The organism is Actinomyces sp. HMSC065F12 (assembly GCF_001814535.1).
Lineage (GTDB): Bacteria > Actinomycetota > Actinomycetes > Actinomycetales > Actinomycetaceae > Pauljensenia > Pauljensenia radingae_A.
On sequence record NZ_KV816987.1, the window covers coordinates 1 to 5,530 of the forward strand.

General features: G+C 62.5%; 4 protein-coding genes. 3 read left to right on the forward strand and 1 reads right to left on the reverse strand.

Features of this window, described 5'->3' with window-relative positions:
• Positions 1 to 513 precede the first annotated feature (513 nt).
• A complete protein-coding gene (locus HMPREF2975_RS07160) occupies positions 514 to 1,476 on the reverse strand; it encodes a hypothetical protein (protein WP_058236032.1) in 963 nt (320 codons plus the stop codon).
• Positions 1,477 to 1,781: 305 nt separating this feature from the next.
• Here HMPREF2975_RS07160 and HMPREF2975_RS07165 point away from each other — a divergent pair, with 305 nt between their 5' ends.
• The 3 genes from HMPREF2975_RS07165 to nhaC are packed head-to-tail and all read left to right on the forward strand — an operon-like array spanning position 1,782 to position 5,122.
• Positions 1,782 to 2,450 carry a helix-turn-helix transcriptional regulator gene (locus tag HMPREF2975_RS07165; RefSeq protein ID WP_058236031.1) on the forward strand — a complete coding sequence of 223 codons (669 nt, stop codon included), beginning with the start codon at positions 1,782 to 1,784 and terminating at the stop codon, positions 2,448 to 2,450.
• The gene (locus HMPREF2975_RS07170) at positions 2,447 to 3,637 is read left to right on the forward strand and encodes a MalY/PatB family protein (protein WP_319803193.1); all 1,191 of its coding nucleotides are present in this window, start codon (positions 2,447 to 2,449) and stop codon (positions 3,635 to 3,637) included. The genes HMPREF2975_RS07165 and HMPREF2975_RS07170 overlap by 4 nt, the downstream gene beginning before the upstream one ends.
• 21 nt (positions 3,638 to 3,658) lie before the next feature.
• Positions 3,659 to 5,122 carry a Na+/H+ antiporter NhaC gene (gene nhaC, locus HMPREF2975_RS07175; RefSeq protein WP_058236030.1) on the forward strand — a complete coding sequence of 488 codons (1,464 nt, stop codon included), beginning with the start codon at positions 3,659 to 3,661 and terminating at the stop codon, positions 5,120 to 5,122.
• Positions 5,123 to 5,530 lie beyond the last annotated feature (408 nt).

Sequence of the window (5,530 nt, forward strand, 5' to 3'; positions counted from 1 at the left end):
ACAATCTATAGACACACCTAATGACCGGTAACCCGGTTTTTTCAACAATTGGGCATGCTTGTCAATGCTAATGGCCGAAACTTTAATCATGCTCAAAACTGTTATTCCCTTTGAACAGCTAGCTCGACTATGGACCGTAGAGATGTCCGCGCTCTCTATCAGTGAGGACGATTGACGAACGACTACGAGTCGTAGACCAATTCACTCGACGCACTACACCTGCGAACAACAACGATGCGATGCCCTGGACGACTGGCTTCACTTCCCCAATCACCACAAACCCCACTCAGGCCTGCGACAACAAACCCCCATCACACAATTAACCAATTACTCCGAACAGCACAACTAGTCCATTCACCTCAGGAGCAGTCGTTCCAAGAATGATGAACACGCACGTCGTGCCCTGCAGAACACCCGTCTCGAAGGTTTCCCACAAGGCCTGTGGCCCCGATTCCGAAGAATCGGGGCCACAGGTTCAGGTTCAGAGAGGGGAGCAACCCGCTCAGATGAAACTCAGGCGCGCTTGCGGGCGACCATGACGCCACCCGCGAGAGCGATGGCGGCAGCCACACCCATGAGCGGAGCGAAGGTCGCACCGGTCTTGGCAAGGCCACCTTTAGCCTCCTTGGCCTTGGCCGTTGCGGCCTCGGCCTTGGCCGTTGCGGCCTCGACGGTGAGAGGCGCCTTGGCGCTGACCCCGATCGTCGCATCGGTGAGAATGATCTCATGGGATCCGATCGGCGTCGTCGCGGGAATCGTGTACGAGAAGCGCACGACTTCGCTCTCGTCCGCGACTGCGGTACCAATCGTGATCGGATCGGAGTGGAGAACCGCGCTAATCTCATGACCGGCAGTAAAGCCCGTTCCGACGATCTCGATGCTCTCGCCGATCTTCACGGTGCTCTTCTCGAGGGTAACGGTTGGGTCGGAGTTCAGGTCTGTCCCGGGGTTCGGGTTTGTCCCGGGGTTGACGCCAGAGCCAGCGCCGAGACGCGCCTGCGCGTCCGCGCACTTCACCATGTCGTAGTACTCAGTACCCTCAGCGCAGAACCAAGTGGCATCGAGTTCGGCGTCCTTCTTCTCAAGATCCTTGATCCGTGCAGTAAGGTCAGCGCACTTGACAAAATCGTAGTACTCAGTACCCTCAGCGCAGAAGTACTGGGCATCAAGCTTCGCGTCTGCGAGATTAGCCTTCGTCTGGTCCGGGACCGGAGAGGCAACATCGCCAGACGGGGCGGCAGCCTTAGCGGCCTCAAGTTCCGCCTGCGCGGCAGCGAGAGCAGCCTGGGCATCCGCACAGCCCGCCATGTCGTAGTAGTCAGTACCCTCAGTGCAGAACCAATCGACATCAGCCTGCGCGCTTCTCACCTTCTCCTCGGCATCCTTGACCGCATCCGCAGCGAGCGCCGCAGGCGTTGCACACGCCATAGCGACCAGGCCAGCCGCAAGGGCTACACCAAACTTCTTGATTGACATTTTTCCTCCAGGGGTTCAATTCACACTGTTCACACCGTGTTCGATAAGATTTCGCGATAACCACGCCTGCGACACGACGCATGCACATTAGCCGCTAGAGGCAAGCCTCTCACCCCCCCGCTGTCAAGTTTTTGCGCAGAATTACACCCCATTCTGTCTACACACCGCATAAAACCGGGGAGGTGACAAGGCAATAAGAGGGCTGGGCAACGAAGCGCAGACACAATTTTTTCAACAGTTTGTTGACACGGACCTATTTGGTCGCTATAATGAACGAATTAAAGCGTCAAAACCGGAGGTTCTCCATGACCGCTTCATCGTCGAAGCTCAACGAACACGATCAGATTATCTCCGCCCTTCAACAGCTGGTTGAACCAATGAAAGCAACACTCGTCGGCCCCTCCGAGATCATCGTTCACGATCTCACTCGGCTCCCGAACTCAATCGTCGCGATTGGCGGCGATGTCACCGGTCGATCGATCGGCGATCCGGCGACCGACAAGCTCCTTGACGCCGTCGCCTCCGGAAATCTGCGCACCAGCATCGGATACCGGACAACGTCTCCGAGCGGTAAGGAGCTTCTCTCAACAACCGCCATCATCCGCGACTCGACCAACCAGCCCGTCGCCGCCCTGTGCATCAACCGTGACATCTCCGGCTGGGAGGTCCTTCATTCCCTCACGGGCGCGCTCGCGGGCCTCTCGCTCCCAATTTCCGCCGAAGAGGAGCAGGCGACGACCGAAGTCTTCGTTAGAGACGTCGACGAACTCGCGACACTCCTCCTCTCAAGGGCCGTTGCAGAGTCGGGGGTTCCCGTCGACGAGATGAGAAAGGAACACAAGGTCGAGGTCGTCCGACTCCTCAAAGCGAGGGGCTTCTTCCTCCTGCGCGACGCCGCCGAGACCGCGGCGAACGCCCTCGCGTGCACGCGCTTCACTATCTACAACTACCTCAACGAGATTGAGGGGGAATGATGACCGCTCCTAACGAGGACTTCAGCCGGCACCTGTCGCGCTGGGGCACGCATTCGGCGAAATGGGATCTGCTCGCCAAGGACCTCGGCGAGAACGCGATCGCCCTGTCCGTCGCGGACATGGAGTTCGTCTCCTGCCCCGAGGTCCGAGAGGCGATCGCTGACGCCGCCGCCCTCGGCGCCTACGGCTACACCGAGGTCTTCGACGACTTCGCCGAGGCCGCGACCGCGTGGATGAGCCGTCGCCACGGATGGTCCTGCGAGGTCGAGGACGTCCACTTCTTCCCCCGAGTCGTCCAGTGCGTCGCGGCCCTCGTCGATCACGTCCTGCCGCGAGACGATCGACCGGTCCGCGTCGTCACGCTCGATCCGGCCTACTCGCCCCTCCTCGAGGTGTGCGAACGCGCGGGCACCGATCTCGTCCGCGTACCCATGCGCGACACCGCAGCCTCCGCCTCGATCGACTGGGAGGCCCTCGAGAAGGCGCTCGCCGACGCGGACCTACTGCTGTGGACGAACCCCCACAATCCGACGGGCAGGATCTGGAGCGTCGACGAGCAGCGCCGACTCGCCGACCTGTTGCGCGATTGCCGCGCCCTCGTCCTCTCCGACGACATCCACTGCGACTTCGAGCGCCCCGGCGGGCAGCGCTATTCGGCCCTCGCCCGCGTCGCGAAGGACCTGTGGATGAGCGGACGGATCGTCCACTGCGCCTCTCCAGGCAAGACCTTCAACATCGCGGGCCTCGAAGCGACGGCGATCTGCGTCCACGGGCCCCTCGGCGCCGAGCTCGAGGCGGCGAAGAGGCGCATGGGTCTGCACAACCCGAATTACTTCGCCATCCCCGCGGCCATCGCCGCGTGGACGAAGGGCGACGCGTGGGTCGACGCCCTCGCGAAGGAGATCGACGCCAACCTCGAAGCCGCGAGGTCCCTCCTCGCGCGCCTCCTGCCGGAGGCGAGGGTTTCGGACCCGGACGGCACCTATCTCCTGTGGATCGACGCCTCCGCGTACATCGGCTCCGAAGCCGACCTCGTGCGCGCCGAGCGCACCGCCTCCGTCACGGTCAGCCCGGGACCCGATTTCGGTCCCGCATACGATCGATTCTTCCGCATCAACACAGCACTCCCCCGCCAAGAACTTTTCGAGGGGATCACCCGGCTCGCCGGGGCACTCACGAGGAACTGACGACCCATCGAAAGGACAACGATGTCTCCGACAACCCCCACCACTCCGACGAAGGCCGAGCGCAGGACTCCGAGCCTGCTCCTCGCCGCAGTCCCGGTCATCACGCTGATCGTCCTGTTGGGAGGCGGCTACATCTTCGCCGAACTCCCCGTCGAGCCCCTCCTCATCGCCTCCGCGGTCGTCGCGGGCCTGGTCGCATGGCGCCTCGGCTACACCTGGGACGACATCATGGGCTCGGTCGCCGAGAAGATCGCGAAGACGATGCCCGCGATCCTCATCCTCATCTCGGTCGGCCTCCTCATCGGCACGTGGATGGCGGGTGGCACGATCCCGATGCTCATCTACTACGGCCTGAAGATCATCAACCCGCAGTACCTCGCGGTCATCGCCCTCGTCGTCACCGCGATCGTCTCCCTGTGCACGGGCACCTCCTGGGGCTCCGCGGGCACGGTCGGCGTCGCCTTCATGGGCGTCGCGGTCGGCATGGACGCGAACCTCGCGATGGTCGCCGGCGCAGTCGTGTCGGGCGCCTACTTCGGAGACAAGCTCTCCCCCCTGTCGGACACGACGAACATCGCCTCGATGGCGACCGGCGTCAACCTCTTCACGCACATCCGCCACCTCCTGTGGACGACCCTCCCCTCCTTCCTCACGGCGGCCGTCGTCTACCTCCTCTTCGGCCTCGGCATGTCCGGCGGCCAGGTCCCCGAGAAGGTCAACACGATCCTCAGCACCCTCGATTCGGCGTTCAACTGGAACCTTCTGCTCCTGCTGCCGGTGATCATCGTCCTGGGCGGTTCGATGTGGAAGAAGCCGACGATCCCCGTGATCCTCGTGTCCAGCGCGGTCGCGATGTTCAACGCCGTGGTCTTCCAGGGCATCTCCTTCAAGGACACGGTCGTCGCAGGCGTCAACGGCTTCAACGTCGAAATGGTCGGCAAGACCGGCTTCGACGCCGAGAACGTCATCGAGGACGTCACGCGCCTCCTCAACCGCGGCGGCATGAACTCGATGATGTCGGTCCTGCTCATCTGCTTCTGCGCGATCACCTTTGCCGGCGTCGTCTCGGTCTCCGGTTCGCTCGACGTCCTCATCTCGAAGCTCCTCAAGCCGGTGCGCTCGACCTTCGGCCTCATCGCGGCGACGATCGCGACGGGCCTCGCGACGATCGGCATCACCTCGAACGGCCAGGTTTCCCTCCTCATCCCGGGCGAGATGCTCCGCGGCGAGTACGTGAAGCGCGGCCTCGACCCGAAGAACCTCTCGCGCACGATCGAGGACTCGGCGACCCTGTGGGAGCCGATCCTCCCCTGGACGTCTGCTGGCGCCTACATGGCGGGCACGCTCGGCGTCGCGACGCTCTCGTACCTGCCGTGGGCGGTGTGCAACTGGATCGCCATCGGCTTCGCCCTCCTGTGGGGCGCGACCGGCATCGGCATCGCGCGCCTGAGCGAGGAAGAGAAGGCAGCTCTCCAGGAGGCCTGAGCCTCCATCACACGCCACTCCTCATGGACAGGAGTTGCGCAATCGAGCGGGGTCCGAAGCTTCAGTTTCGGGCCCCGCTCGTCGGCGTTTGGGCTTCTCGCGTCGATACGACGCCGATGGCAGGGCGGTTGATCTGTTCTGCACGAACTACCTCGAGGTCGTTCACAACGGCGCCGAGACCGTCACCTATCCTTACACCTGGTCAGGCCCTGTAAACACTGGGGTCGCCAGCGGGCATAAGGCTGGAAGGTCCGATAAGGGCAGGGTCCACTCCACTTTGGATATTCCCCCCACTGGGTATTCCCCCCCACTTTGGCGCACAGCTGGCTTCTTGGACGTTCCTGTTGAAGTGCTTGTTCCAGCTGAAGCCATTGGGGTTACCGGTCATTAGGTGTGTCTATAGATTGT

Coding starts and splice junctions, on each gene's coding strand:
- nhaC (WP_058236030.1), top strand. CDS start 3,659: ATGTCTCCGACAACCCCCACCACTCCGACGAAGGCCGAGCGCAGGACT.
- HMPREF2975_RS07170 (WP_319803193.1), top strand. CDS start 2,447: ATGATGACCGCTCCTAACGAGGACTTCAGCCGGCACCTGTCGCGCTGG.
- HMPREF2975_RS07160 (WP_058236032.1), bottom strand. CDS start 1,476: ATGTCAATCAAGAAGTTTGGTGTAGCCCTTGCGGCTGGCCTGGTCGCT.
- HMPREF2975_RS07165 (WP_058236031.1), top strand. CDS start 1,782: ATGACCGCTTCATCGTCGAAGCTCAACGAACACGATCAGATTATCTCC.